We start from the raw sequence: 23638 nt of genomic DNA on the forward strand, positions 1-23638 counted from the left end.
TCCTGTGGAAGAGAGCGGAAGCGTGGGGACGGCGGCGGCCGGCACGCGGCGTCGGAGAGCGGCAGCGGCGGCCCTCATCCGTCGCCCCCGCTGTCGGAGGAGGACGAGGCCGAGGAGGATCCCTGGCGGCGGGATGTCTGCGGGAGAACGACGGCGACGACGTACAGCAGCCGGAGGACGCCCGAGGCGACCATCAGCGCGGCGGCCTTGAGCAGCTTGAGCCTCCTGCGGGTGGCGTTGGACATCACGCCGCACCTCCATCCTGAAAGCCCGCGAACGGTGTGTGCGCGGAAGTCGAGTCGAAACGGTCGCGGCTGAGGTAGAGGAGCCCGACGGCGAACGCGGCGACCACAGCCGCCACACCCTGCCCGGCCACCGTGTACGGCGCGAGGGTCCCCTCGGTCTGCGCCTCCGCGATCATCAGCACCGCGACCCACACCCCGGCGACCAGCCCAGGAGCGAGGACCGGCCCCAGTCTGGGGGTCAGAGCGAGCCCGGTCGCGGTGAGGGCGAGCGCGGGCAGTAGCCAGGCCAGAGCCCGCAGTCCGTACGAGGGGAGCGCGAGCGTCGCAAGGCCGTTGAGGCCGAGCCCGACGGCCAGCACGGCAACCGTACGGATCAGCAGCAGCCGGAACCCGTGCACCGGCGCGACCACGGTCATCTCGTACGTCGGGTCCAGCGCGGGCCCGTAGGACAACGCGACCCCGGCGAGCGGCAGCAGCGGCGCGAGGGCGAGGAAGAGCGTCGGTGTCTCCGACGCCCGTACGGAGTTGGCGGCCACCACCGTCATGACCAGCACGGCGGCGACCGCGCCCAGCCAGGACAGCCGCAGCACGGGCGTGGCGGCAAGCAGCCGCGCCGTGTGGTCGGCGACCCCGATCCGTACGAGCAGCGACTCGACGAATCCGGGCCGCGGCGCGTCCAGTTCGGCGTCGAGCCGCTCCCAGCCCTCGTCCAGGGAGACCGGGTCGCTCACCTCGGCGAGCGCCGCCCGGCAGGGCGCGCAGGCGACGAGATGCGTGTCGGCGGCCCAGAGCACGGGCGGCGCCAACTCGCCCCGTACATAGGCGCGGAGGTCGTCCTCCGCCACATGCCAGGTCATGCCACTTGTGCCGCTCATGTCGTCGATGTCGCTCATGCCAGCGCCTCCCGCAACTGCTTCCGGGCCCGCAGGGCTCGTGTCTTGACCGTCCCCGGCGGAATGCCGAGCAGGACGGCCGCCTCCCGGGTGGTCAGCCCGTCGATGACCGTGGCCTGGAGAACGGCCCTGAGCTCCGGCGACAGCCGGACGAGGGCGCCCGCGAGATCCCCGTGCTCAACCCCCGCGAGTACGCGCTCCTCTGCGGACGCCTCGTCCCGGTGCCGCAGCCGCGCGAGCGCCTGCCGCATCCGCCCCCGCGCACCGTCGCCCCGCAGCGCGTCGATCAGCCGCCGCGAGCCGATCCGCCACAGCCAGCCGGCCACGTCCCCGTCCTCCCGATAGCGGGCGCTGCCCCGCCACACGGCGAGAAACGTCTCCTGCACGACGTCGTCGACGACCCCCGCATCGGCGCACCGCCCGCGCAGCCGCGCGGCGAGCCATGGCGCGTACCGCCGGTACAGCTCTTCGAAGGCGCGCCGGTCCCCGTCCGCCGCGATGGCCCGCAGCAGCTCCCCGTCGCTTCTCGTTTCCCTCACACCCCCTCATCGCACGAGCCCCGCCGATCGGTTCACGAGATCCGGAAGTGATCCGGAAAAGAGCCTGACACTCGCGCCCCATCCGCCACAGCGGAGCTGAGGCGACACCGTTCCGCCGGTTGTGCGGACTTCTCGGAGCCGCCCCCCGCTATCCCGCACGTCATGTCGCCGTAACCATCGATTCAGACGGGCTTGCGACGCTCGGCGAATGAACCCCTCCGTCCCCGAGCCTTCGCCTCCCCCGGAGAACGAGCCCTCGCCTGTGCAGGAGAACAGGAGCCTCCAGTTCGTCGCCGCGCTCCCGCCCGCTTCTTCTGACGCGCCCGTTTCCGTTCCGGCGCGGAACAATGGGTTCATGACCCAGTCCGACATCCAGGTCCAGCACGCCCAGCCCTCCGTCGGCTCCATCGCCGCCCACCGCCCGCACACCGTGTCGGCCGTGGTCTCCGACCTTGAGCCCGACATCGACGCCGACCTCGACGCGTACGAGGAGGCCGACGGCGTCGGCCCCCAGCTCCCGCCGAACCGCTTCCTGGACCGGGAGCGCAGCTGGCTCGCGTTCAACGAGCGCGTCCTGGAGCTCGCCGAGGATCCGAACACGCCCCTCCTGGAGCGGGCGAACTTCCTCGCGATCTTCGCCAGCAACCTGGACGAGTTCTTCATGGTCCGCGTGGCCGGCCTGAAGCGGCGTATCGCGACCGGCGTCGCGACCCGCTCGGCCTCCGGCCTGCAGCCGCGCGAAGTGCTGGAGATGATCTGGGCCCGCTCCCGTGAGCTCATGGCCCGGCACGCCGCCTGCTACCAGGAGGACGTGGCCCCTCAGCTCGCGGAGGAGGGCATCCATCTGGTCCGCTGGAGCGAGCTGACGGAGAAGGAGCAGGCTCGTCTCTTCACGCTGTTCCGCAACCAGATCTTCCCGGTCCTCACTCCCCTCGCGGTCGACCCGGCGCACCCCTTCCCGTACATCTCGGGCCTGTCCCTGAACCTCGCGGTCGACCTCCGCAACCCGATCTCCGGCCACCGCCACTTCGCTCGCGTCAAGGTCCCGCCACTGCTGTCCCGCTTCCTGGAGGCCTCGCCCGGCCGTTACGTCCCCCTGGAGGACGTGATTTCCGCGCCGGCCCACCTGGAGGAGCTGTTCCCGGGAATGGAGGTCCTGGAGACCCACATGTTCCGGGTCACCCGCAACGAGGACCTGGAGGTCGAGGAGGACGACGCCGAGAACCTGCTGCAGGCCCTGGAGAAGGAGCTCATGCGGCGCCGCTTCGGGCCACCGGTGCGCCTGGAGGTCGAGGAGTCCATCAACCCGTACGTCCTCAATCTCCTCCGGCGTGAGCTGAAGGTCTCCGAGGCCGAGGTGTACCCGCTGCCCGGCCCCCTGGACCTCACCGGCCTCTTCGGCATCAGCCGTCTCGACCGGCCCGAGCTGAAGTACCCGAAGTTCGTCGCGGGCACCCATCGCGATCTCGCCGAGGTCGAGTCGGCGTCGGCGCCAGACATCTTCGCCGCCCTGCGTGAGCACGACGTCCTGCTGCACCACCCGTACGACTCCTTCTCCACCTCCGTGCAGGCATTCCTGGAGCAGGCCGCGTCCGACCCGGACGTGCTCGCGATCAAGCAGACGCTGTACCGCACCTCCGGCGACTCACCGATCGTGGACGCCCTCATAGACGCCGCCGAGTCCGGCAAGCAGGTCCTCGTCCTGGTCGAGATCAAGGCGCGCTTCGACGAGCAGGCCAACATCAAGTGGGCCCGCAAGCTGGAGGAGGCGGGCTGCCATGTCGTGTACGGGCTCGTCGGCCTGAAGACGCACTGCAAGCTGTCGCTGGTGGTCCGCCAGGAGGGCGAGACGCTGGCCCGCTACTCCCATGTGGGCACCGGCAACTACCACCCGAAGACGGCCCGCCTGTACGAGGACATCGGCCTGCTGACCGCCGACGCCCAGGTCGGCGCGGACCTCTCCGACCTCTTCAACCGGCTCTCCGGCTACTCCCGCCGCGAGACCTACCGCCGCCTCCTCGTCGCCCCCAAGTCCCTGCGCGACGGACTGATCGCGCGGATCAACAAGGAGGCGCAGCACCATCGCGCCGGACGTCCCGCGTACGTCCGTATCAAGGTCAACTCGATGGTGGACGAGGCACTCATCGACGCCCTCTACCGCGCCTCCCAGGCGGGCGTCCCGGTGGACGTGTGGGTGCGGGGCATCTGCGCGGTGCGGCCCGGCGTGCCCGGCATGTCCGAGAACATACGGGTACGTTCCGTCCTCGGCCGCTTCCTCGAACACTCCCGCATCTTCGCCTTCGGCAACGGCGGCGAGCCGGAGGTGTGGTTCGGCAGCGCCGACATGATGCACCGCAACCTCGACCGCCGGATCGAGGCCCTGGTCCGGGTCAAGGACCCGGCCCACCGAGCCTCGCTCAACCGGCTCCTCGAGACCGGCATGTCCGACACGACCTCCTCCTGGCACCTCGGCCCCGACGGCGAGTGGACTCGCCACGCGGCAGACGGCGACGGCCAGCAGCTGCGCAACGTCCAGGAGACGCTCATAGACGCCCGGAGGCGCCGGCGTGGCAAAGCAACACCTTGACCCTGCGGCCGGTCCCGTGGCCGGGGACACCCTGGAGGCCTACCTCCAGGCCCAGGCCACGGAGTTCCTCCGCGCGCTGCGCCAGCACCGCGAGACGGGCGGCACGGTGTCCAACGGCAACGGCACGGAGGAGACCGTCGACGCGGCCCGCGCCCTGCGCCGCTCGGCCCGCCGCATCAGCGGCACCCTCCACACGTTCCGCCCACTCCTGGACACGGACTGGTCGGAGGCCATGCGCCCCGAACTGGCCTGGCTGTCGGGCACGTTGGCACGCGAGCACGCGTGCGCGGCACGCCTTGAGCGACTGCTGGGGGCACTACACCGGCTGTCGGGCTCGTCCCCGATTCCGTCCCAGGTGCCGTCGGGAAGACGCGAGGAGAAGAGCAACCTCACCGTGGGCGCGGCAAAAGCGGGCGCCCTCCTGGAACGCCAGCTGACCCTGGCCCGCACGCGCGCACACTCGGCGGCCCTCCAGGCACTCGGCTCAAGCCGCTTCCACGCCGTCGCGGACAACGTCGCCGTGCTGGCCAGCGAGGTCCCGCTGAGCCCGGCCGCGACCACCGCCGGCCTCAAGCCGCTCGCGGCAGCCGCGGAGGACCGCCTCACCGACGCCATCGCCGGACTGCCCCTGGTCAGCGCGGGCCACCCGTACAACTCGGAAGCCCTCGTCCACGGCCTCTCCGCCGACCCCGCCCCGCACCCCCAGGACGCCCCCTGGCACCAGGTCCGCCTCCTGCTGCGCCTGCACCGCTACGCCCGCGAGGTCCTCTACGGCACCGAAGCCCCCGTAGACGTACGCCTGTTGGACGCGGGCCGGGCCCTCGACCGGCACCGCGACGCGGCGGAGGCGGCCACGGCGGCGGCATCGGCGGCCCGTACCCCGCGGATCGCCCCGGCGACGGCGTACGCGCTCGGGGTGCTGCACGCGGACCAGCGACACGAGGTGGAAGCGGCCCGGTTCGCGTTCCAGCGGGCCTGGTTAAGGGAGACAGTCGGTACTTCGTGACCCAGGGAGGGACTGTGCAGACGACCAACGGCAACCCCGTTCTCGCGGCGGGCTGCGTCCTGTGGCGCCGCTCGCCCGTCGACGGCGAACTGGAGATCTGCCTGGTCCACAGGCCGAAGTACGACGACTGGTCCCATCCGAAAGGCAAGCTGAAGCACGGCGAGGACCCGCTCGCGGGGGCGATGCGGGAGGTCGAGGAGGAGACCGGCTTCGGTTGCGTACCCGGTGCCCGGCTGCCCACGGTGCGCTATCTGGCCAACGGACACCCCAAGGAGGTCAGTTACTGGGCGGCCGAGGCGGCCGAGGGCCACTTCACGCCCAACGACGAGGTGGACCGTGTCCGCTGGCTGCCACCGGTCGCCGCCAAGGAGCGGCTTACTCAGCCTCGCGATCAAGTGTTGGTGGACGAGTTGCTGGCCGTCCTGCGCCACGCGTAGCGCTCCGCGGGGTGCCTCCGGCGGTTGGGCGGGTGCGGGTGCGTCGTGGCTGGTCGCGCCGTTCCCCGCGCCCCTGGGGTGCGTGGGTGGGTCGGGGCCGTGGGCCGGTGCGTCAGCCCGTCGCAGGCCGGGCGTACGGCCCGGTGTTGGTACAGGGTCCTGGTTCTCCGAGACCGAACCTACGCGACGGGCATAGGACGCACCGGCCCACGGCCCCTCCCGCCGGTGGGAGGCTGCGGGCACGTGGTGGCTGGTGAGCATGGTGGCTGGCGGCTCCAGGACGCGCCCTTCAGGGGCGCGGGGAACTGCGCGACCAGCCACGACGGACCCGCAGTCGCGACACGACCTGTCACTCCCACCCCCTGGCGGGGGTCTGGGGCGTGGCCGCATGGTCCTCCGCATCCCTGCGTGCCAGGCTTCGCGCCCGCCGTGCCGGGCCCCGCCAACCGCAACTGCAGCGAGCCACGCAGAAGCGGCCCTGATCGACCGTTGTCGTGCGGTGTTCCGGAGGGTCGGCCTCGGCTTGCTCTGCCACGTTCACCACCGTACAGAGCCTGAGTAAACGCTTACTCATGGCGTGTCGCGGCGTGACGACGCCCCTGACCCGTCGTTAAGGGCAACGACAGGAGGCGCGCGAAGGACGGCCCGGCTGGGGGTATGCAGGCGATGGTGGAGCGGCAGCACAGGCGAGGGGGCGGGGCGGTCGCCCTGGCCGCCGCGGCGGCGGGGCTGATGGTGTGCGCCACCGGATGCTCGGGCAGCAGAGCCGCCGCCGAGGACACGCGCGCCGCCACCGCCCCGGTCGAGGTGCTGCGGCAGGCCTCCGAAAACCTGGTGCACGCGGGCAGTTCCAAGGCGCATACGTCGATGGAGATGGCCACCGGCGGCACCCGCGTGACCATCCGCGGCAGGGGCGTCTACGACTACCGTCGGCAGGTCGGCCGGCTGAAGGTGCGCCTCCCGCAGGACCCGGTCGGCACCGCCGGGCACCGCCCGATCACCGAACTCCTCGCTCCGGGCGCCCTCTACATGAAAAACCGCGGAGCCGGAGTGCCCGCCGACAAATGGGTCCGCGTCGACACGGCCACCCTCTCCGACGGCAACCTCGTCACCGGCGGCGCCACCGATCCGCTCGCCGCCGCGGAACTGCTGCGGGGCACGCGCAAGGCGACGTACATGGGGAGGACGTCGGTCGCCGGCACTCCCGTACGGCACTATCGCGGGACCGCCGACCTCGGCAAGGCGGCCGAGCGGGCCTCGGACGGCAATCGCGGACCCCTGCGCGCGGCGGCGAAGGGGTTCGCCACGGCCGAAGTCCCCTTCGACGCCTACCTCGACGAACAGGGACGCATCCGGAAGCTCCGGCACCGCTTCAGCTTTGTGAACGGGCAGCAGGAGGGTACGGTCGCGGTCGCCTCGACGATGCTGCTGTACGACTTCGGGGCCCCCGCCGACGTACGGCTGCCGGATGCCGAGGACATCTACACGGGGAAGATCGCCGAGTAGCCGGAGCCCGTACGGAGCCCCGGACGGCCGGAATGTGAGGGGCCGGAAATGGTCCGTTGGTGCCATGCGCCGTGTGTAGGCCGCTCCCTACTCTAGGAAGTCGGTGACGGCAGGAAGAGGTGATGCACGTGGCTCCGGCGCGCGGTACGGCAGTTCAGGACCACGTGGCCCTTGCCGAGATCGAGCTGTGCGGCGACCTGATCATCGCGGCCTCGGCCGCCCGTGAGGACCGGCTCAGCCCCGACCGCATCGACGAGGTGCTGAAGCTGGCCGAGGAACGCTTCCTCGAAGAGTACGGAGAACAAGGCGAGGACGCCGACAAGTAACACCGAGCGCGGCCGCGCCCCTTGAGGGGCGCGGGGCTGTGACATATGCGGCTCCGCCGCGATGGGGGTCCCCCGCTCGAGCGAAGCCGAGAGTGGGGGAGCGACAAGCCCCCACCGGCCCGCAGACGTAGACAACGCACGGCCGCCCCCGGAGGGTCACGTACGCAGCAGCCGTCCGATCGCCTTCGTCGCCTCCTCCACCTTGGCGTCGATCTCCGCGCCGCCCTTGACGGCCGCGTCCGCGACGCAGTGGCGGAGGTGCTCCTCGAGGAGCTGGAGGGCGAAGGACTGGAGTGCCTTCGTGGAGGCGGAGACCTGGGTGAGTATGTCGATGCAGTAGACGTCCTCGTCGACCATCCGCTGCAGTCCGCGGATCTGGCCCTCGATCCGGCGCAGGCGTTTGAGGTGCTCGTCCTTCTGCTTGTGGTAGCCGTGGATCCCGCGGTCGTGGTCGGTCACCACGTCCGGCGCGCCCGCGGAGGGCGCGGTTTCTCCGGCCTCGGTGGTCGTCATCGCGTCCTCCTGCTGCTCGCTCCGGCGAACCTGCCCGGTTCGTCGGTTACGTATACCCCTGTTGGGTATATCGTAACGAATTTTGCTGGGTATAGGGCCCTTGGCCGATACCCCCGGTGGACCACCCAATGGACCCTGTGTGGAGCACTTTGCCTGATGGGTGACACTGGAGGACGGCCCGTTTCCCGTGACTGGATGATGCACCTAGCATCAGCCTGACCGAAACCGAAGCAATCCGAGGACCCCACGTGCGATTTCGTCTGACCCCCAGGGAGACGAGCTTCTACGACATGTTCGCCGCCTCCGCGGACAACATCGTCACGGGCTCGAAGCTCCTGATGGAACTGCTCGGGGCTGACGCCTCCGGCCGGACCGAGATCGCCGAGCGTATGCGGGCCGCGGAACATGCCGGTGACGACGCGACGCACGCGATCTTCCACCAGTTGAACTCCTCGTTCATCACGCCGTTCGACCGTGAGGACATCTATTCTCTCGCGTCCTCCCTCGACGACATCATGGACTTCATGGAGGAGGCCGTCGACCTTGTCGTCCTCTATAACGTCGAGGAGCTTCCGAAGGGCGTCGACCAGCAGATCGAGGTACTGGCCCGGGCGGCCGAACTGACGGCCGAAGCCATGCCGAATCTGCGCACGATGGACAATCTCACCGAGTACTGGATCGAGGTCAACCGCCTGGAGAACCAGGCCGACCAGATCCACAGAAAGCTTCTTGCGCACCTGTTCAACGGCAAGTACGACGCCATCGAGGTGCTCAAGCTCAAGCAGATAGTGGATGTGCTGGAGGAAGCGGCGGACGCGTTCGAGCACGTGGCGAACACGGTGGAGACCATCGCCGTCAAGGAGTCCTGACCTCTCCATGGACACCTTCGCTCTGGTCGTGACCATCGGGGTCGCGCTCTTCTTCACGTACACCAACGGCTTTCACGATTCGGCGAACGCGATCGCGACGTCCGTGTCGACGCGCGCCCTGACGCCGAAGGCCGCGCTCGCGATGGCAGCGGTCATGAACCTGGCAGGCGCCTTCCTGGGCAGCGGGGTCGCCAAGACCGTCAGCGAGGGTCTGATCTCCACGCCGCAGGGCTCGAAGGGGATGGGGATCCTCTTCGCGGCGCTGGTCGGCGCGATCACGTGGAACCTCATCACCTGGTACTACGGCCTGCCCTCCTCCTCTTCTCACGCGCTGTTCGGCGGCATGGTGGGGGCGGCCCTGGCCGGCGGTACGACCGTCTACTGGTCCGGTGTCCTGGAGAAGATCGTCATCCCAATGTTCGTCTCGCCACTGGTTGGTCTGGGCGTGGGCTATCTGGTGATGACCGCGATCATGTGGATCTTCCGCCACTCGAATCCCCACAAGGCGAAGCGCGGTTTCCGCATAGCGCAGACGGTGTCGGCAGCGGGGATGGCGCTCGGTCACGGTCTCCAGGACGCGCAGAAGACGATGGGCATAGTGGTGATGGCGCTGGTCATCGCAGATGTCGAGGACTACGGCGATCCGATTCCGGTGTGGGTGAAGGTGGCCTGCGCGGTGATGTTGTCGCTGGGTACGTACGCGGGGGGCTGGCGGATCATGCGGACGCTCGGCCGCAAGATCATCGAGCTTGATCCGCCTCAGGGTTTTGCCGCGGAGACGACCGGCGCGTCGATCATGTTCGTGACGGCCTTTCTCTTCAAGGCGCCCATCTCCACGACCCATGTCATCACCTCGGCGATCATGGGAGTGGGAGCGACGAAGCGGGTGAATGCCGTGCGGTGGGGGGTCGCCAAGAACATCGTTCTTGGCTGGTTCATCACGATGCCGGCGGCGGCGCTGGTCGCTGCGCTGAGCTTCTGGGTTGTGAACCTGGCGTTTCTGTAAGGGGGTTTTCTCGCCCCCGCCGCCCCTACCCGTCCCATCCCTGGGGCTGCGCCCCGGGCCACCGCCAGGGGGTGGGGGTGACAGTCGTGTCGCGACCGCGGGTCCGTCGTGGCTGGTCGCGCCGTTCCCCGCGCCCCTGAAGGGGCGCGACCGGAGCCGCCGGCCCTCATGCTCACCAGCCACCACGTGCCCGCAGCCTGCCACCGGCGGGAGGGGCCGTGGGCCGGTGCGTCGTATGCCCGTCGCGTAGGTTCGGTCTCGGAGAACCAGGACCCTGTACCAGCAAAGGGCCGTACGCCCCGCCTGCGACGGGCTGACGCACCGGCCCACGGCCCCGCCCCACCCACGCACCCCAGGGGCGCGGGGAACTGCGCGACCAGCCACAACGCACCCGCAGTCGCCAACAAACCGAACCCACCCGACCCGTAGGCACCCCGCCCAACCGCCGGAGGCACCCCGCAGCAAGCAACGAACCCGCCCCCGGGAGCCAGGGGCGGGCCCTATCGACCTCGCGGTGGCACCGCCATGCAGCACCGCGAGGGGTCCGGTGTCAGCCGAAGCGGCCGGAGATGTAGTCCTCGGTCGCCTGGACGGACGGGTTGGAGAAGATCCGTTCCGTCTCGTCGATCTCGATGAGCTTGCCGGGCTGGCCGACCGCCGAGAGGTTGAAGAAGGCGGTGCGGTCGGAGACACGAGCCGCCTGCTGCATGTTGTGCGTCACGATGACGATCGTGAAGCGCTCCTTCAGCTCCCCGATCAGGTCCTCGATCGCGAGCGTCGAGATCGGGTCGAGCGCGGAGCAGGGCTCGTCCATCAGCAGCACCTGCGGCTCGACCGCGATGGCACGGGCGATGCAGAGACGCTGCTGCTGACCACCGGACAGCCCCGAACCGGGCTTGTTCAGGCGGTCCTTGACCTCGTTCCAGAGGTTCGCGCCCTTGAGGGACTTCTCGACGACGTCCGCCAGCTCGGCCTTCTTGTACGAACCGTTGAGCCGAAGCCCCGCCGCGACGTTGTCGAAGATCGACATCGTGGGGAAGGGGTTGGGCCGCTGGAAGACCATGCCGATCGTGCTGCGTACGGCGACGGGGTCGACCCCGGACCCGTACAGGTCCTCGTCGTCGAGCAGCACCTTGCCCTCGACGCGGCCACCGGGGGTGACCTCGTGCATACGGTTCAGCGTGCGCAAGAACGTCGACTTGCCGCAGCCGGACGGGCCGATGAAGGCCGTCACGGAGCGGGGCTCGACGGTCATGGAGATGTCTTCGATTGCCTTGTGGGCGCTGTAGTAGGCGGTCAGACCGCTTACGTCGATTCGCTTGGCCATGGGGATCACTGCTTCTTTCGGGAGTTCAGTCCGGTCGCTGTATGGCCGCGTCAGCGACCAGCCTTCGGGGCCTTCCAGCGGGCGATGCCGCGGGCCGCGAGGTTGAGGATCATCACGATGGCGATCAGCACGAGCGAGGCCGCCCAGGCACGGTCGTACGCCGCGCTCTCGCCCGACCCGTACTGCTGGTAGATGTAGAGCGGCAGCGCCTGCTGCGCGCCCTCGAACGGGTTCGTGTTGATGAACTTGGCGCCGAACACCAGCAGCAGGATGGGCGCGGTCTCACCGGCGATACGGGCTACCGCCAGCATGATGCCGGTGGTGATGCCGCCGATGGAGGTCGGCACGACCACCTTGATGATGGTGCGCCACTTGGGGACGCCCAGCGCGAGGGAGGCCTCGCGCAGCTCGTTCGGCACGAGCTTGAGCATCTCCTCGGTGGAGCGGACCACGACCGGCATCATCAGGATGGCCAGCGCGAGCGATCCGGCGAAGCCGAAGGGCTGCATCTCGAACATCAGCATGATGCTGAGGATGAACAGACCCGCGACGATCGACGGGATACCCGTCATGACGTCGACGAAGAAGGTGACGGACTTGGCGAGCTTGCCGCGCCCGTACTCGACCAGGTAGATCGCGGTGAGCACACCGATCGGCGCACCGATCAGGGTGGCGAGGCCGACCTGCTGCGCGGTGCCGAGGATGGCGTGGTAGATACCGCCGCCCACCTCGGCGTCCGTGACCACACCCATCGAGTGGGTGAGGAAGTAACCGTCGAGGACCTTCACACCGCGCGAGATGGTCGTCCAGACCAGGGAGACCAGCGGGACGACGGCGAGCAGGAAGGCCACCCAGACCATGGAGGTCGCGACGCGGTCCTTGGCCTGCCGCTTGCCCTCGACCTTCGTGGAGATGACGTACGTACCGAGGACGAAGAGGATCGAGGCGATCAGGCCCCACTGCACCTTGCTGTGCAGGCCGGCCGCCAGGCCGATGCCGACGGCGAGGGCGAGGGAGCCCGCGGCGGTCGCCCAGGCGAACCACTTGGGGAGGCTGGCGCCGCGCAGGGTGCTGGGGCGCTTGTCGGTGACGACTGCGTGGCTCATGCGTTGGCCCCCGAGTACTCCTTGCGGCGGGCGATGATCGCGCGGGCCGCACCGTTGACCAGAAGGGTGATGACGAACAGGACCAGACCGGAGGCGATGAGCGCGTCCCGGCCGAACTCCGTTGCCTCGCTGAACTTGCTGGCGATGTTCTGGGCGAAGGTGCCGCCGCCCGGGTCGAGCAGGCTGGTGTGGATCAGGAAGTCCGGCGACAGCACGGTGGCGACGGCCATCGTCTCACCGAGCGCGCGGCCGAGGCCGAGCATCGAGGCGGAGATCACGCCGGAGCGGCCGAAGGGCAGGACGGCCATGCGGATGACCTCCCAGCGGGTGGCACCGAGGGCGAGAGCCGCCTCCTCGATCATCTGCGGGGCCTGGCGGAAGACCTCACGGCTCACGTTCGTGACGATCGGCAGGATCATGATCGCGAGCAGGATGCCGACGGTGAGCATCGAGCGGGGAGCACCTTGCTGCCACTCGAAGATGCCGGTCCAGCCGAGGTATTCGTCCAGCCAGCTGAAGAGGCCGTTCAGATGCGGTACGAGGACGAGGGCACCCCACAGGCCGTACACGATGGACGGCACCGCGGCGAGCAGGTCGATCACGTACGCGATGGGGCCGCTGAGGCGGCGCGGGGCGTAGTGCGTGAGGAAGAGGGCGATGGCCACCGCGATCGGCACCGCGATGATCATGGCGATGACCGAGGAGACCACCGTGCCGAAGGCCAGGACGGCGATGCCGAAGACCGGCGGGTCGGCGGAGGTGTTCCAGTCGAAGGTGGTGAGGAAGTTGCCCTCGTTCTTGCTGATCGCGAGCGAGGCGCGGTAGGTGAGGAAGACCGCGATGGCGGCCATGATCACCAGGAGGAAGATGCCCGACCCGCGGGTGAGACCGAGGAAGATCCGGTCTCCGGGCCGGGTGGCGCCGCGGGCCGCTCGCTTCTGTTCGGCCGCGGACGGCTTGGTGGGGGGAGGCGCTGTGTTCTGTGTTGGTATACCCATCGGGTTCTCCGGTCTGCGGAGCCGCCCATGATGAGCGGCTCCTGGCGGCGGTGCACCGGACGGTGCGGCCCGGCCCGGTCAGAACGGGGCCGGGCCGCACTCAGGTCAGCTCAGGCCCTCGACGGTCGTACGGACCTTGGCGATGATCTCTTCGGGGATCGGCGCGTAGTCGTTCTCGGCGAGGATCTTCTGGCCGTCCTCGCTCGCCATGTAGCGCAGGAACGCCTTGGTGGCGGGCAGGGTGTCGGCCTTGTTGCCCTTGTCGCAGACGATCTCGTACGTGACCAGGATGATCGGGTAGGCACCCTCGGCCTTGGTCGCGTAGTCCAGCTCCAGCGCCAGGTCCTTGCCGGTGCCGACCTGCTTGGCGGCGGCGATGGCCTTGCTGGCGTTGTCGACGGTGGCCTCGACCGGCGTGCCCGCGCCCGTGTCGAGGTCAACCGTGCTGATGCCGTCCTTGGCGTACGACAGCTCGAAGTAGCCGATGGCGCCCTCAGTCTGCTTCACCTGCGCGGCGACACCGGAGGACTGCGGAGCGGACTGACCGCCCTTGGCCTCCCAGGCCTTGCCACCCTCGTACTTGCCCCAGACGTCGGGGGCCGCTTCCTTCAGGTACTTGGTGAAGTTGTCCGTGGTGCCGGACTCGTCCGAGCGGTGGAAGGCCTGGATCTTGGTGGAGGGCAGCTGGGCGTCGGGGTTCAGCGCCTTGATCGCCGGGTCGTTCCACGTGGTGATCTGGCTGTCGAAGATCTTGGCCAGGGTGTCGGCGTCCAGGACCAGGTTGTCGACCCCGGAGAGCTTGTAACCGACGGCGACCGGGCCGCCGACCATCGGGAGGTTGATGCCCTGGCCGCCCTCGCACTGCTTCTGGGAGGCGGTGACCTCTTCGGGCTTCAGCGCGGAGTCGGAACCCGCGAAGGCGACCTGCCCCTGGGTGAACGCGGTGACGCCGGCGCCGGAGCCGCCGGCCTTGTAGTTGATCTCCACCCCGCAGGCGGGCGAGAACTGCTTGACCCAGGCGTCCATCGCGTTCTTCTGCGCGGACGAACCGTCGGCGAGCAGCTGCTGCCCCTTGGCGTCGTCACACTTGATGTTGCTTTCCGCAGCGGTGCTGTCGCCGCTTCCGGTGTCGCCGCCGGTGTCGTCGGAGCCGCACGCCGTCAGGGCCAGGGCGCTGGAGACGGCGACAGCACCGAGGGAAAGGGCGCGAAGCCGGTTCTTGCGCTGAAGCTTCACTTTCGGGAGTTCCTTCCAGGAGCCGCCCCACAGGCGGCGTGCGAAGTCGTGGTGCAGCCCCTCGTCCGCAGGAGACTGCCGTCGTACTTGCCAACGTCGTACTTGCCAATACGTACCGATATAGCGTACGTACCACGGAAATTGGGCGATACCTGGGCGCACTTACGTTCGCACCACGCACCGCGTAAGGCCGAAATTAGGCAGAAGAGGTGAAGCGGCCGATGGCCGTGAGTGAACGGAAGGTGAACCCCTGCCGTCAGTGCGGTGAGGTCACGGAATGCTCACGGGGAGAACACGTGAGGGTTTCCGCACCTCCTCGCCTCCTGGTCATCGTCGCAGAGGGGACCCTCGGCTCGGGAGATGGAACCCTCAACTCCGCAGACCCGTCTCGTTCCACGTGAAACCACGGGAGGCACGCATGCGACGGCGTACGTTCGTAGGCGGAGGCACCGCGGCCCTCGCCGCCGCGGTCACCGCAGGGTGCAGCGGCAACGGGTCCGAGCCGCAGTCCACCGAGGGGGCGCGCACGTCAAGTACGCCGATCGGGACGAAGACCGGGACGCAGACAGGGTCGGTCGCGGCCGACCTGGCGGGCCTCGCCAAGGATCTGGACGGCGGTCTGGTCCGTCCGGGTGACGCTGACTGGGCAGCGGCCCGCCAGCTCTACAACACGCGCTTCGACTCACTGAAGCCGACGGCCGTCGCCTACGTCGCCCATACGGACGACGTCCGTACGACACTGTCGTACGCCCGCGCCCACAAGATCCCCGTCGCCATCCGCAACGGCGGCCACTCCTACGCCGGCTGGTCCTCGGGCAACGGCCGCCTCATCGTCGACGTATCGAAGATCGCCAAGGTCCGGGCCTCGGGCAACGAGGCGGTCATCGGCGCGGGCGCCAAGCTGATCGACGTCTACCGCGCGCTCGCCGCGAAGGGCGTCACGATCCCCGCGGGCTCGTGCCCGAGCGTCGGCGTCTCGGGCCTCACGCTCGGCGGCGGCCATGGCGTGGTCTCGCGCGCGTACGGCCTGACTTGCGACAGCCTCACCGGGGCCACGCTGGTCACCGCCGACGGCAAGGAGCTGACCGCCGACGCCGACGAGAACAAGGATCTCTTCTGGGCGCTGCGCGGCGCGGGCAACGGCAACTTCGGCGTCGTCACCGAGCTGCGTTTCCGCACCCACCCGGCTCCCCAGGCCGTAACCGCGAACCTGACCTGGCCCTGGTCCCGGGCCGCCGCCGTGCTCGCGGCCTGGCAGGAGTGGGGCCCGGACCAGCCCGACGAGATCTGGTCCTCGGCCCACCTCGCGAGCGCGGCCGGCGCGGGCCCCACCATCTCGATCTCCGCCTTCTCCCTCGGCACGCACGGCGAGCTGCAGAACGCGGTGGACCGCCTGGCCGACCGCATCGGCGCCCAGCCCAGCAACGCCTTCCTCAAGCGGCGCTCGTACGAGGAGTCGATGGAGGTGTACGCGGGCTGCTCCTCCTTCACTTCCGACGCCCAGTGCCATCTGCCCGGCACGACCCCCGGCCGCTCCCCCGAGGGCGCGCTGGGCCGCGAGACATACGCGGGCCGCTCCGACTTCTTCGACCGCTCGATCTCGACGACGGGCATCCAGACGCTGCTGAACCAGGTGGAGTCGGTACAAGGCGGCGCGGCCACCATCCAGTTGACGGCGCTCGGCGGCGAGGTCAACCGCGTGGCCCCCACGGCAACGGCCTTCGTGCACCGCCGCTCCCGCGTGCTGGCCCAGTACATCGCGTCCTGGCGCGCGGGAACCTCTGGTTCGACGGCCCAGTCGTGGCTCGCCGACGCCCACGCCGCGATGAGGCGCCACGCTTCGGGGGCGGCATACCAGAACTACACGGACGCGAGTCTCAAGGACTGGCGCACGGCGTACTACGGCCCGGCTGCGACTCGCTTGACGAAGCTGAAGAAGCGGTACGACCCGGACGGGTTCTTCGCTTACCCGCAGGCGCTGTAGGCGGGCGGCAGTTCACCGGTGGCTGGTGGGGGGGCCAGTGGCGCGGGTCCGATGGCGGGCCCGTACGCGCCCTAAACGGCCTTGGTGAAGTCCGGTGCGGCATGACGCGCCCCGAAGGGGCGCGGGGCAGTGTCGATATGCGGCTCCGCCGCGATGGGGGTCCCCCCGCTCGAGCGGAGCCGAGAGTGGGGGAGCGAACAGCCCCCACCGGCCCGCGGGTTCATCACTGTGCTTCAAGCGGAGCACTTACGCCGCGAGGTCCCGCTCCTCCGCATCGGCCTCGGCTCCGGCTCTGGCGCCGGATATCACCTGTTCCTCCCCCTCATCGTCGTCCTCATCAGGGGAGTTCCCGCGAGCCCGAATCACCCACCCCGCCCGGGCCGACCGCTCCACAGCCCGGGTCACCGGCGTCAGCAGCGCCATGGCGAGCGGCGAGAGCAGCAGCACGACGGCCGTGCCCAGGGCAAAGCCACCGACGACGTCCGTCGGGTAGTGCACGCCCATGTAGACCCGGCAAAACCCTTCGACCAGCGCAAGCCCGAGCCCCAGGAGCCCGAACTTCCGGTTCGCGATGAACAATCCGACCCCCATCGCCATGGTGAGCGTCGCATGATCGCTCACGAACGAGTAGTCGGTCTTGCCGCCGATGAGGACCTCGAGCCCCTCGTGATCACGGAAGGGCCGGGGCCGCTCCACAAAGCCCCGTATCGGCACGTTCACCAGCACCGCGATGCCCGCCGCCAGCGGCGCCCACATCAACGCGGCCACGGACGGGGCGGCGTCCTCGCCACCCCGCCGCCGTACGGTCCACCAGCACCACAGCACCAGCAGCACCATGGCGAGCAGGATCCCCCACTCACCCACGAACTTCATGATCCCGTCGAACCAGCCGGGGGCGTCCTTGGCGAGTCCGTTGATGTCGTAGAGCAAGTCGACGTCGGGGTTCGACCCGGATTCGGCGAGTCCAGCCATGGTGCAGCGGCCCCTTCGTCGTGATCTTCGTTCAGCTTCCGAGCGCATCTCTTCGATGCGCCGCGCCATCAACCCCCGTGGTCGGCTACGTCATGCGTCAGTCATATGTCCAGCCACACGCCAATGGAACGCATGGTCCCCTTCTCTACGTTCCACAATCCACCGAATGATCACGCAGACGTTATCGAAGAGAGACACATTCCCGCAGCTCAGAGGCTGATCAGAGAGCGACTGTAACAGGCAGTAACGGAAGGATCCGGCCAGATCACACCGTGGTGGGCAGTGCTTTCGCGCCATCTTCGGTGACCCGCGTCGCCCCGAAGTAGTCGGGCGTATCGATCGGGTCGAACCGGATCACGGCCCCCGGCCGCGGCGCGTTGATCATGTACCCGCCGCCCACGTAGATCCCCACATGCCGGATGGCCCGCGAATTGGTGAGGTCGTCCGAGAAGAACACCAGGTCGCCCGGCAGCAGTTCCTCACGCTTCGGATGCGGCCCGGCGTTGTACTGATCGTTCGCGACCCGCGGCAGCTCGATCCCCACACTCTCGTACGCGGCCTTCGTCAGCCCCGAACAGTCGAAGCGTCCGCCCTGGTCAGCGGTACCGTTCCCGCCCCACAGATACGGCGTCCCGAGCTTCTTCTGCGCGTACCCGATCGCCCCGGCCGCCTGCTGCGAGGGCTGCACGCGGCCGACGGGCGCGGCGAAGCTGTCCTGCAGCGTGGTGATCGTCTTGACGTAGTTCTGCGTCTCCTTGTACGGCGGCACGCCCCCGTACTTGATGACGGCGTACGCCCCCGCGTTGTACGCGGCGAGCATGTTCTTCGTCGGGTCGCCGGGCGCGTCCTTCACGTACGAGGCGAGCTTGCAGTCGTACGAAGCGGCCGACGGGATCGCGTCTTCCGGATCCCATACGTCGCGATCGCCGTCGCCGTCTCCGTCAAGGCCGTGCGTGGCCCAGGTCCCCGGGATGAACTGAGCGATGCCCTGCGCGGCGGCCGGACTCTGCGCCTTCGGATTGAACCCGCTCTCCTGATACAGCTGCGCGGCCAGCAACGCCGGATTGATGGCGCCGCACAGATTCCCCCACTTCTGCACCAGCGCCTGATACGCCCCCGGCACGGCCCCCTTGGCCAGCCCGACGGCACCCTTTCCCACCCCGTTGGCGAGGTTCCCCGCGGTCATGTAGACCCCGACGACGAGCAGCATGACGAAGCTGAGCCCCGTCCCCGTGACGGCGATGCCCACGATCCACGCCTTACGCACCGTCAACCGCCCCTCGCCGCAAGGTAGTCCTAGTCCGCCGTGCGCCAGTGTAGAGGCGGGCGCCCGACTGCGGAATGATCACCGCCCGCCGCCTGGCAGCACGCCGGTGCCTCGCCCGCAACCGGTGAGCCTGCCGTGCTCCCCCTGGCACGCGGCGAATCGCCGTACAACGGGAAGCGGTCGGTGGCGACTTCGAACCCGAGGGGCACGGGAAGCGGCACCGGCTTCCCGGGCCGGAGTCGTGGGTACGCCCACGCACCCTTCACCGCAGGCCACCCCTCTGGCACTCGGCCCACAGCAGCTTGCCGCCCTCGGAGCCGGCCAGTTCGGTTGGTGGCGCGGAGGCGCCCCAGGCGTCGGCGCAGGCTCGTACGAGGTGCAGGCCGCGGCCGTTCTCCGCGTCTGCTGCGGCTTCCGGAGGTACGTCCGTTGCGTCGCCGAAGCCGGGCGGGAGTCTCGGGTCGGAGTCCCATACGGCTACGTAGAGCCCGTCCGGTTCGGTGGCGCGGATGCGGAGGCCGTACGGGCCCTTGGTGTGCAGATGGGCGTTGGTGAGGAGCTCGGAGGCCAACAGCTCGGCGGTGGGGGTGAGTTCGGTCAGGTCGTGGGCGGCGAGGACCGTACGGAGGGTTACGCGGGCGATACCCGGTGCGCGCGGATCGTGCGGGAGTTGGAGGGTGTAGGGCCAGGGCGGGGATACGGTTGCCATGGGAAGTCTCCTGGTTCGGAGGGAAGTTGGGTGGTTTGGGGTGCAGGTTGGTTACGTTGCCCAGTGACCGCGGCCGCTCCGTCGAGCGGGGTGCTTCTGGGGGGAGGCGCCGAGTTATAAGCTAGCGGCATCCATGTAACGCATTACACGATTCCCCGTAAATCCGTGATACACCACCCGTGTGGGTGACCCGCAACGAGGAGGCGGACAAGCCCGTGAGAAGCAATCCGACGGGTCGTCAACTCCGCTTGGGCGTTGAGCTGCGCAAGCTTCGAGAGCGCGCAGGGCTGAATGCCACCGAGGCCGGTCAACTGCTTGGCGTCAAGCAAAATCAGATCAGCAACATGGAGGCCGGACGCGCGGGCGTGAGCCCTGAGCGGGTACGCACCATGGCCTGCCAGTACGAATGCTCGGACAAGGCACTGATCGAAGCCATCGTCGGGATGACCGGCGACCGCAGGCGCGGCTGGTGGGAGCAGTACCGCGAAATCCTGCCGAGCCCGCTACTCGACCTCGCCGAACTGGAGCACCACGCCCAGTCGTTGCGCACCACCGTCACAGCACGCATCCCCGGCCTGCTCCAGACCGTCGACCACGCCCGCGAGATCTTCCGCCAGGGCGTCACGGAGCTCTCCCCGCCGGACATCGAGCACCGCATCTCGTTCCGCGTCAAGCGCCAGGCGGTGCTGTACAGGGATGACCCCACCTCGTACGAGGCGATCATCCATGAGGCAGCCCTGCGGATGAAGGTCGGCGGCTCGTCAGTGTCCCGACAGCAGCTCAAGCATCTGCTCGACGCAGGCGAGCGGGAGCACATCACCTTGCGTGCTATCACGTTCGACGTCGGCGCCTACCCCGGTTCAGGCCAGTCCATCTACTACGCACACGGCCCGGTGCCAGAACTCGACACCGTCCACCTGGACCAGTCCCATGGCCTCAAGTTCCTGGATGCCGAGTCCCAACTGCGCAAGTACCGCACCCTCTTCGAGCGGCTCGATGCCGTCGCTCTCGCACCCGACAAGACCCGAGACCTCATCCGTGCCGTCATCCACGACCTATAGGGAGCTCCCATGAGTGCGCATGCCTGGCAGAAGTCGACCTACTGCTCCGAGGGCGACTCCTGCGTACACGTTGCCGCACGTGTAGGTACGGTCCATCTGACCGAAAGCAGCGACCCCACCGAAGCGATACTCGAGACCACCCCAACCACCTTCTCCGCCCTCCTCCACACCCTCAAGCACAAGGAAGAAACCCACCGTGGCTGACATCCCCCCGAACCTCGACTGGGTCCGCGCCGCACCCGAAGACGCCGAGGGCCCCGGCCCCTGGATCGAGATCGCCTTCGGCGAGGGAGACGACGGCGAAGCCCCCGTCTACATCCGCGAAACGAACGACCCGGACAACGTCGTCACAACCAACCGCCGCAAGTGGGACGCCTTCGTACTCGGCGTACAGGCAGGCGAGTTCGACCACTTCGTGGAGGGCGTGGACGGCGTGGAAGACAGCGCGCCGTAGGTGGGGAGTCCGTGAAGGGGAGGGACCTGGTGAAGCTCCTGGTAGATGGGGTGCAGACGAGTATTGGTTGCGCTCGGCCAACACACCTCAACAAGATCGTGTTACGAACTCCTACGGGGCAGCTGACAAATTGTGGCCGGTAGAAACAGGCAGACGAAGGATGGATCTCATGGAAACGACGCGGGGCCGACCGGTGCGGTACGAGGACACTCAGGTCCCCTCGGGACGGACCAGGTGGTGGTTGGTCACCCTCATCCTGGGTCTGCCGGCACTACTCGTAATTGGCTTCCTCGTCATGGTCGTGATCTGGGTGTTGGCCGCGTGATCCTCGACGTGACGCTGCTGCCCATCGACTGAATCGCTGCCGGCCGGCCGTACTACTCCGGCAGGCATCACCGGCACGGGATGAACGTGCAGGCGATCGCCGATCCTCCCCCAGCCTCCGGCCGGGGGTACCGCCCGGCGGGGCGATGGTCGGGACACTCCCACCTTCGACCACTTCGTGGAGGGTGTGGAGGGAGAGGCGCCGTAGGGACGCCACGGGCCCGGGCGGAACGGCGCTTTTGCCGTGCGTCCGGACCTGCGGCAATCATCGGGCGGCCGGATCAGTCCGCGGAATCCGCAGAAGCTGCGGAGTCGGCCGATCCGGCAGAGTTCGCGGAGGCGGCGCTGGCGCCCGAGTCGGCGCTACGGGGTGCCGGAGGAGAGTCGGCCGAGTCGCCCGAAACCGGCTTGGGCTGGGCGGGCTTCGCAGGCGGGTTCGGGGAGTCGGCGGAGGAATCGACCGGGCTGTCGGCCGAGTTGTCAGCCGGGCTGTCGGCGGAGGAGCCAGCCGGGCTGTCGCCCGAGGAGTCGGCGGGGCTGTTGGCCGAGTCCGCCCCGGCGCCAGGCGCGTTGGGCGAGTTCGCCGAGTCGAAGGGCGAGGCGAGCGGACTGTCGGCGGACTCCGGTGAGCCGTCGCGGGAATCCGGGGAGCCGTCGCCGGACGCCGGGGCGCCGTCAGGCGAATCCGCGGAACCCGGCGAGTCATCGGCGTCGTCGTCGCCGAGCTGCGTGCTGACCTGCACCGCGTTGGACTTGTCGTGCAGGTCGATGCCGCGGTCGGTGGCTGCTGCCGCGCCGCCCAGTCCGGCGAGGACGGCGGTCGCGCCGACACCGGCGACGGCTATGCGCCACGGTCGAGTGATGCGCATGGTGTGTTTCCTTCCTGGGTGCCCGTCCCGGAACGGTTCGGGCTCTGGTTCTACGGTCGGCGTCGGCGATGAGGCCTTCATGGGGCGCCAGTGAGAGGACCCTCATGTGGGCGCAGCCAGCGCGTCGCCAGGTCGAGTCGGGCCCGGGTGGCCGCCTGCCAGCCGGCCTCCTGCACCCGGTGCGGGCCGGTGGCAAGGGACAGCACCACGGCGGCGGTACGGCGCCGCAGCTCGGCGGGGTCGACGAGGCCTGCGAACGCCGCCAGGTAGGTGGCGCCCAGCCGGTTGATGCCCACGGCGCGTACGCGGTCGATCTGGGCGAGGACGGACAGATGGCCGAGAAGGCAGGCCAGGTCGTCGAGGCGTTCGCCGGGGCCTGCGGTGTCCACGTCCAGCAGCCCGCTGATACGCCCGCCGTCTACAAGGAGCTGACTCTCGTACAGGTCTCCATGTACGGCGACCACGGGCTCGGAGCCGACGCCCGTTGTCACCTCCTCAGCCAACTCGGCTGCCTGAGCAGCCAGTTGGGGCAACGCGGCGCCGACGACAGCCGCGTAATGCGGCGCCTTGGCAGCCCACGACGACTGAGGCGTCCCCGAAGCCAGTTCGGGCGGAAGCCGGTCGAGCAGGGCAAGAACCGCCTGAGCGGACGGCGCGCGGCCACCGCCCTCGCGCAGCACCTCCCGAAGGGTCCGGCCGGGCAGGGCCTGGAGGACGACCAGCCCGTCGGGGGTGTAGCCGAGGCTGGCCGGGGCGGGAACACCGGCGTCGGTGAGCAGACGGTGCCGCTGGTGCAGGGCGTCCACCCGGCTCGGACGTACGACCTTGATGAACAGCCGCCCCTGGGCGCCGCTCGCCTCGATCACGGCACGACGGCCGGGCCGGTACGCGCGTACCCGGTGCCGGACCGGACCGCTGCCGCAGCCGAGGTCCTCCAGCAACCGGGCCAGTGCGACCGGATCGCAGGCCGAAGGAAGGCCGGGCAGCCAGGGGTCGTACGGGAAACGCCACACCGCGACCCGGTCGGCGCCGTTGTCCAACACCGTTGCCCCGCGCGGCAGACGCCCGGTGCGGGCACCGATCCGCTCCTCACCGGTACTCCCGTCGGACCCGCAGACCTGCACCCGGTAGACAGCGGTACAACTGTTACCGGGCTGGTGGTCGATCTGATCGACGCGCCAGGACAACAACTGCCCGCCGGACGGCTCCAGGGCTGCCGCCAGCAGTCCACCGGCGTCCGGGCCGGTCAGCAGACGCAGATCCGGTACGCCGACGGCACTGACCGCATCGGGCACAGGCCCGGACGCCGGAGGCAGAGGCAGAGAAGACTGCTCAGGGGGCATGCGCACGACGGTGCACGCCATTGATGAATCGTCACCGTGGCCTGGATGAGAGTGCTCTCAT

The 23638-nt window shown here is 69.2% G+C and carries 25 protein-coding genes and 1 pseudogene; 12 read left to right on the plus strand and 14 right to left on the minus strand.

Annotation, left to right across the window (positions count from 1 at the left end; genetic code table 11):
- Positions 1-74: 74 nt before the first annotated feature.
- From ACYVO6_RS35455 to ACYVO6_RS35465, 3 genes are read right to left on the minus strand one after another with little or no spacing between them, the layout of a single operon-like run.
- The gene (locus ACYVO6_RS35455) at positions 75-245 is read right to left on the minus strand and encodes a hypothetical protein (RefSeq protein ID WP_461068531.1); all 171 of its coding nucleotides are present in this window, start codon (positions 243-245) and stop codon (positions 75-77) included.
- The gene (locus ACYVO6_RS35460; RefSeq protein ID WP_461068610.1) at positions 245-1102 is read right to left on the minus strand and encodes an anti-sigma factor; all 858 of its coding nucleotides are present in this window, start codon (positions 1100-1102) and stop codon (positions 245-247) included. The genes ACYVO6_RS35455 and ACYVO6_RS35460 overlap by 1 nt, the downstream gene beginning before the upstream one ends.
- Before the next feature lie 32 nt (positions 1103-1134).
- Complete coding sequence (locus tag ACYVO6_RS35465; RefSeq protein ID WP_461068533.1) at positions 1135-1677, minus strand: RNA polymerase sigma factor; 543 nt, start codon at positions 1675-1677, stop codon at positions 1135-1137.
- A 208-nt stretch (positions 1678-1885) separates the two neighbouring features.
- On the opposite strand from ACYVO6_RS35465, the gene ACYVO6_RS35470 reads away from it, so the two are divergent.
- Genes ACYVO6_RS35470 through ACYVO6_RS35480 form a run of 3 tightly spaced genes read left to right on the plus strand, consistent with a single transcriptional unit; the run spans position 1886 to position 5707 of the window.
- Positions 1886-4264: an RNA degradosome polyphosphate kinase gene (locus ACYVO6_RS35470; RefSeq protein ID WP_461068535.1), complete on the plus strand. Its 2379-nt coding sequence runs from the start codon at positions 1886-1888 to the stop codon at positions 4262-4264.
- The gene (locus ACYVO6_RS35475; RefSeq protein ID WP_461068537.1) at positions 4245-5270 is read left to right on the plus strand and encodes a CHAD domain-containing protein; all 1026 of its coding nucleotides are present in this window, start codon (positions 4245-4247) and stop codon (positions 5268-5270) included. The genes ACYVO6_RS35470 and ACYVO6_RS35475 overlap by 20 nt, the downstream gene beginning before the upstream one ends.
- A gap of 14 nt (positions 5271-5284) precedes the next feature.
- Positions 5285-5707, plus strand: a complete 423-nt coding sequence (locus ACYVO6_RS35480) for an NUDIX hydrolase (protein ID WP_461068539.1) — start codon at positions 5285-5287, stop codon at positions 5705-5707.
- Between the two features lie 349 nt (positions 5708-6056).
- Here the strand turns inward: ACYVO6_RS35480 and ACYVO6_RS35485 are convergent, their stop codons facing one another.
- On the minus strand, positions 6057-6281 hold the full coding sequence (locus ACYVO6_RS35485) for a hypothetical protein (protein WP_461068541.1): 225 nt from the start codon (positions 6279-6281) through the stop codon (positions 6057-6059).
- Between the two features lie 92 nt (positions 6282-6373).
- Here ACYVO6_RS35485 and ACYVO6_RS35490 point away from each other — a divergent pair, with 92 nt between their 5' ends.
- Entirely contained in the window at positions 6374-7213 is an 840-nt protein-coding gene (locus ACYVO6_RS35490; RefSeq protein WP_461068612.1) for a hypothetical protein, read from the plus strand.
- Positions 7214-7335: 122 nt separating this feature from the next.
- The gene (locus tag ACYVO6_RS35495; RefSeq protein WP_461068543.1) at positions 7336-7539 is read left to right on the plus strand and encodes a hypothetical protein; all 204 of its coding nucleotides are present in this window, start codon (positions 7336-7338) and stop codon (positions 7537-7539) included.
- A gap of 156 nt (positions 7540-7695) precedes the next feature.
- Here the strand turns inward: ACYVO6_RS35495 and ACYVO6_RS35500 are convergent, their stop codons facing one another.
- Complete coding sequence (locus ACYVO6_RS35500; protein WP_461068545.1) at positions 7696-8052, minus strand: metal-sensitive transcriptional regulator; 357 nt, start codon at positions 8050-8052, stop codon at positions 7696-7698.
- A gap of 248 nt (positions 8053-8300) precedes the next feature.
- Between ACYVO6_RS35500 and ACYVO6_RS35505 the strand changes: the two genes are divergently transcribed.
- Entirely contained in the window at positions 8301-8921 is a 621-nt protein-coding gene (locus ACYVO6_RS35505; protein ID WP_461068547.1) for a DUF47 domain-containing protein, read from the plus strand.
- Positions 8922-8928: 7 nt separating this feature from the next.
- The gene (locus ACYVO6_RS35510; RefSeq protein WP_461068549.1) at positions 8929-9927 is read left to right on the plus strand and encodes an inorganic phosphate transporter; all 999 of its coding nucleotides are present in this window, start codon (positions 8929-8931) and stop codon (positions 9925-9927) included.
- Between the two features lie 550 nt (positions 9928-10477).
- On the opposite strand, the gene pstB is transcribed toward ACYVO6_RS35510, so the two are convergent.
- The 4 genes from pstB to pstS all read right to left on the minus strand — a co-directional run bounded on the left by pstB (position 10478) and on the right by pstS (position 14594).
- Complete coding sequence (pstB, locus tag ACYVO6_RS35515; protein ID WP_165344409.1) at positions 10478-11254, minus strand: phosphate ABC transporter ATP-binding protein PstB; 777 nt, start codon at positions 11252-11254, stop codon at positions 10478-10480.
- 50 nt (positions 11255-11304) lie between these two features.
- Complete coding sequence (pstA, locus tag ACYVO6_RS35520) at positions 11305-12360, minus strand: phosphate ABC transporter permease PstA (protein ID WP_461068551.1); 1056 nt, start codon at positions 12358-12360, stop codon at positions 11305-11307.
- Positions 12357-13358 (minus strand): phosphate ABC transporter permease subunit PstC, encoded by a 1002-nt coding sequence (pstC, locus tag ACYVO6_RS35525; protein ID WP_461068553.1) that lies wholly within the window; start codon positions 13356-13358, stop codon positions 12357-12359. The genes pstA and pstC overlap by 4 nt, the downstream gene beginning before the upstream one ends.
- Before the next feature lie 105 nt (positions 13359-13463).
- Positions 13464-14594, minus strand: a complete 1131-nt coding sequence (gene pstS / locus ACYVO6_RS35530) for a phosphate ABC transporter substrate-binding protein PstS (RefSeq protein ID WP_461068555.1) — start codon at positions 14592-14594, stop codon at positions 13464-13466.
- Positions 14595-15012: 418 nt separating this feature from the next.
- Between pstS and ACYVO6_RS35535 the strand changes: the two genes are divergently transcribed.
- Positions 15013-16578: an FAD-binding oxidoreductase gene (locus tag ACYVO6_RS35535; protein ID WP_461068557.1), complete on the plus strand. Its 1566-nt coding sequence runs from the start codon at positions 15013-15015 to the stop codon at positions 16576-16578.
- A 246-nt stretch (positions 16579-16824) separates the two neighbouring features.
- On the opposite strand, the gene ACYVO6_RS35540 is transcribed toward ACYVO6_RS35535, so the two are convergent.
- The 3 genes from ACYVO6_RS35540 to ACYVO6_RS35550 all read right to left on the minus strand — a co-directional run bounded on the left by ACYVO6_RS35540 (position 16825) and on the right by ACYVO6_RS35550 (position 19526).
- Positions 16825-17550: a phosphatase PAP2 family protein gene (locus ACYVO6_RS35540; protein ID WP_461068559.1), complete on the minus strand. Its 726-nt coding sequence runs from the start codon at positions 17548-17550 to the stop codon at positions 16825-16827.
- Between the two features lie 265 nt (positions 17551-17815).
- A complete protein-coding gene (locus ACYVO6_RS35545) occupies positions 17816-18817 on the minus strand; it encodes a C40 family peptidase (RefSeq protein WP_461068561.1) in 1002 nt (333 codons plus the stop codon).
- Positions 18818-19079: 262 nt separating this feature from the next.
- Positions 19080-19526 (minus strand): ATP-binding protein, encoded by a 447-nt coding sequence (locus tag ACYVO6_RS35550; RefSeq protein WP_461068563.1) that lies wholly within the window; start codon positions 19524-19526, stop codon positions 19080-19082.
- 215 nt (positions 19527-19741) lie between these two features.
- On the opposite strand from ACYVO6_RS35550, the gene ACYVO6_RS35555 reads away from it, so the two are divergent.
- The 4 genes and pseudogenes from ACYVO6_RS35555 to ACYVO6_RS35570 all read left to right on the plus strand — a co-directional run.
- Positions 19742-20587 carry a helix-turn-helix domain-containing protein gene (locus ACYVO6_RS35555; RefSeq protein ID WP_461068565.1) on the plus strand — a complete coding sequence of 282 codons (846 nt, stop codon included), beginning with the start codon at positions 19742-19744 and terminating at the stop codon, positions 20585-20587.
- 9 nt (positions 20588-20596) lie between these two features.
- Positions 20597-20791 (plus strand): DUF397 domain-containing protein, encoded by a 195-nt coding sequence (locus ACYVO6_RS35560; protein WP_461068567.1) that lies wholly within the window; start codon positions 20597-20599, stop codon positions 20789-20791.
- Positions 20784-21041: a DUF397 domain-containing protein gene (locus tag ACYVO6_RS35565; protein ID WP_461068569.1), complete on the plus strand. Its 258-nt coding sequence runs from the start codon at positions 20784-20786 to the stop codon at positions 21039-21041. Before ACYVO6_RS35560 ends, ACYVO6_RS35565 begins: the two co-directional genes overlap by 8 nt.
- Positions 21042-21362: 321 nt before the next feature.
- Positions 21363-21473: pseudogene (locus ACYVO6_RS35570) on the plus strand (IS5/IS1182 family transposase); the annotation flags it as partial.
- Positions 21474-21646: 173 nt separating this feature from the next.
- On the opposite strand, the gene ACYVO6_RS35575 reads toward ACYVO6_RS35570, so the two are convergent.
- Positions 21647-22234 (minus strand): hypothetical protein, encoded by a 588-nt coding sequence (locus tag ACYVO6_RS35575; RefSeq protein ID WP_461068618.1) that lies wholly within the window; start codon positions 22232-22234, stop codon positions 21647-21649.
- A gap of 77 nt (positions 22235-22311) precedes the next feature.
- On the minus strand, positions 22312-23577 hold the full coding sequence (locus ACYVO6_RS35580; RefSeq protein ID WP_461068571.1) for a phosphotransferase: 1266 nt from the start codon (positions 23575-23577) through the stop codon (positions 22312-22314).
- Positions 23578-23638 lie beyond the last annotated feature (61 nt).

It is taken from the genome of Streptomyces pseudoechinosporeus, from assembly GCF_054783935.1.

What these genes read in the sequence shown, in the direction of transcription:
- ACYVO6_RS35455 (WP_461068531.1), bottom strand. Translation starts at nt 245, where the DNA reads ATGTCCAACGCCACCCGCAGGAGGCTCAAGCTGCTCAAGGCCGCCGCG.
- ACYVO6_RS35460 (WP_461068610.1), bottom strand. Translation starts at nt 1,102, where the DNA reads ATGACCTGGCATGTGGCGGAGGACGACCTCCGCGCCTATGTACGGGGC.
- ACYVO6_RS35470 (WP_461068535.1), top strand. Translation starts at nt 1,886, where the DNA reads ATGAACCCCTCCGTCCCCGAGCCTTCGCCTCCCCCGGAGAACGAGCCC.
- ACYVO6_RS35485 (WP_461068541.1), bottom strand. Translation starts at nt 6,281, where the DNA reads ATGAGTAAGCGTTTACTCAGGCTCTGTACGGTGGTGAACGTGGCAGAG.
- ACYVO6_RS35490 (WP_461068612.1), top strand. Translation starts at nt 6,374, where the DNA reads ATGGTGGAGCGGCAGCACAGGCGAGGGGGCGGGGCGGTCGCCCTGGCC.
- ACYVO6_RS35495 (WP_461068543.1), top strand. Translation starts at nt 7,336, where the DNA reads ATGCACGTGGCTCCGGCGCGCGGTACGGCAGTTCAGGACCACGTGGCC.
- ACYVO6_RS35500 (WP_461068545.1), bottom strand. Translation starts at nt 8,052, where the DNA reads ATGACGACCACCGAGGCCGGAGAAACCGCGCCCTCCGCGGGCGCGCCG.
- ACYVO6_RS35510 (WP_461068549.1), top strand. Translation starts at nt 8,929, where the DNA reads ATGGACACCTTCGCTCTGGTCGTGACCATCGGGGTCGCGCTCTTCTTC.
- pstB (WP_165344409.1), bottom strand. Translation starts at nt 11,254, where the DNA reads ATGGCCAAGCGAATCGACGTAAGCGGTCTGACCGCCTACTACAGCGCC.
- pstA (WP_461068551.1), bottom strand. Translation starts at nt 12,360, where the DNA reads ATGAGCCACGCAGTCGTCACCGACAAGCGCCCCAGCACCCTGCGCGGC.
- pstC (WP_461068553.1), bottom strand. Translation starts at nt 13,358, where the DNA reads ATGGGTATACCAACACAGAACACAGCGCCTCCCCCCACCAAGCCGTCC.
- ACYVO6_RS35535 (WP_461068557.1), top strand. Translation starts at nt 15,013, where the DNA reads ATGCGACGGCGTACGTTCGTAGGCGGAGGCACCGCGGCCCTCGCCGCC.
- ACYVO6_RS35540 (WP_461068559.1), bottom strand. Translation starts at nt 17,550, where the DNA reads ATGGCTGGACTCGCCGAATCCGGGTCGAACCCCGACGTCGACTTGCTC.
- ACYVO6_RS35550 (WP_461068563.1), bottom strand. Translation starts at nt 19,526, where the DNA reads ATGGCAACCGTATCCCCGCCCTGGCCCTACACCCTCCAACTCCCGCAC.
- ACYVO6_RS35560 (WP_461068567.1), top strand. Translation starts at nt 20,597, where the DNA reads ATGAGTGCGCATGCCTGGCAGAAGTCGACCTACTGCTCCGAGGGCGAC.
- ACYVO6_RS35575 (WP_461068618.1), bottom strand. Translation starts at nt 22,234, where the DNA reads ATGCGCATCACTCGACCGTGGCGCATAGCCGTCGCCGGTGTCGGCGCG.
- ACYVO6_RS35580 (WP_461068571.1), bottom strand. Translation starts at nt 23,577, where the DNA reads ATGCCCCCTGAGCAGTCTTCTCTGCCTCTGCCTCCGGCGTCCGGGCCT.